General features: G+C 63.5%; 1 protein-coding gene. It reads left to right on the top strand.

The genetic code is table 11. From position 1 onward, the window contains the following. The coding region (locus ACOZKU_RS27910; protein WP_421581629.1) for an electron transfer flavoprotein-ubiquinone oxidoreductase at positions 1-1621 on the top strand (1621 nt) is incomplete at its 3' end.

Here is a 1621-nt window from a genome sequence, read left to right as displayed (position 1 = left end):
ATGGAACTCCCCGAACGCGAGTCGATGGAATTCGACGTTGTGATCGTCGGTGCCGGTCCGGCCGGCCTGTCGGCTGCGATCCGGTTGAAGCAGGTCAATCCGGATCTGACGGTCGTCGTGCTCGAAAAGGGTTCGGAAGTCGGCGCCCATATTCTTTCCGGCGCGGTCGTCGATCCGATCGGCATCGACCGCCTGCTGCCCGGCTGGCGCGAGGATGACAGCCATCCGTTCAAGACCGAGGTGAAGGACGACCATTTCCTGCTGCTCGGCCCGGCCGGTTCCATCCGCCTGCCGAACTTCGCCATGCCGCCCTTGATGAACAATCACGGCAACTACATCGTCTCGCTCGGCAATGTCTGTCGCTGGCTGGCGACCAAGGCGGAAGAGCTCGGCGTCGAGATCTATCCCGGCTTTGCCGCGACCGAGGTGCTCTACAACGACGAGGGCGCCGTCATCGGCGTTGCCACCGGCGACATGGGCATCGAGCGCAACGGCGAGCCTGGCCCGAACTTTACCCGCGGCATGGCGCTGCTCGGAAAATACACGCTGATCTCGGAGGGCGTGCGCGGCTCGCTCGCCAAGCAGCTCATCGCGAAATTCGATCTCCAGAAGGATCGCGAGCCGCAGAAGTTCGGCATCGGCCTCAAGGAACTCTGGCAGGTCAAGCCGGAGAACCACAAGCCCGGTCTCGTGCAGCACTCCTTCGGCTGGCCGCTCGGCATGAAGACCGGCGGCGGTTCGTTCCTCTATCACCTCGAAGACAACATGGTTGCCGTCGGCTTCGTGGTGCACTTGAACTATAAGAACCCCTATCTCTTTCCCTTCGAGGAATTCCAGCGCTTCAAGACGCATCCGGCGATCCGCGGCACCTTCGAGGGCGGCAAGCGCTTGTCCTATGGTGCGCGCGCCATCACCGAGGGCGGCTACCAGTCGGTGCCGAAGCTGTCGTTCCCGGGCGGCGCGCTGATCGGCTGCTCGGCGGGCTTCGTCAACGTGCCGCGCATCAAGGGCAGCCACAATGCGGTGCTGTCGGGCATGCTCGCCGCCGAAAAGCTGGCGGATGCGATTGCCGCCGGCCGCGCCAATGACGAGCCGATCGAGATCGAGCAGGGCTGGCGTGACAGCGCCATCGGGTCGGACCTCAGGAAGGTGCGCAACGTCAAGCCGCTGTGGTCGAAGTTCGGCACTGCCATCGGCGTGGCGCTCGGCGGCCTCGACATGTGGACGAACACGCTCTTCGGCTTCTCCTTCTTCGGCACGCTGAAGCATGGCAAGACCGACGCGCAGTCGCTGGAGCCGGCGGCCAAGCACCAGAAGATCGATTATCCGAAGCCGGATGGCGTGCTGACCTTCGACCGCCTCTCCTCGGTGTTCCTGTCGAACACCAACCACGAGGAAGACCAGCCGGTGCATCTTCAGGTGAAGAACCCGGAGCTGCAGAAGACCTCGGAACTCGACGTCTATGCCGGCCCCTCGACGCGCTACTGTCCGGCGGGCGTCTACGAGTGGGTGGAGAAGGACGGCAAGGACGTTTACGTCATCAACGCGCAGAACTGCGTGCACTGCAAGACCTGCGACATCAAGGACCCCAACCAGAACATCAACTGGGTGCCGCCGCAAG

Origin of the sequence: Shinella sp. M31, from assembly GCF_049199205.1 — a bacterium.
Classification (GTDB): domain Bacteria; phylum Pseudomonadota; class Alphaproteobacteria; order Rhizobiales; family Rhizobiaceae; genus Shinella.
Note: the sequence above shows the minus strand (reverse complement) of the source record. Positions and strands in the feature narration are given on the sequence as shown.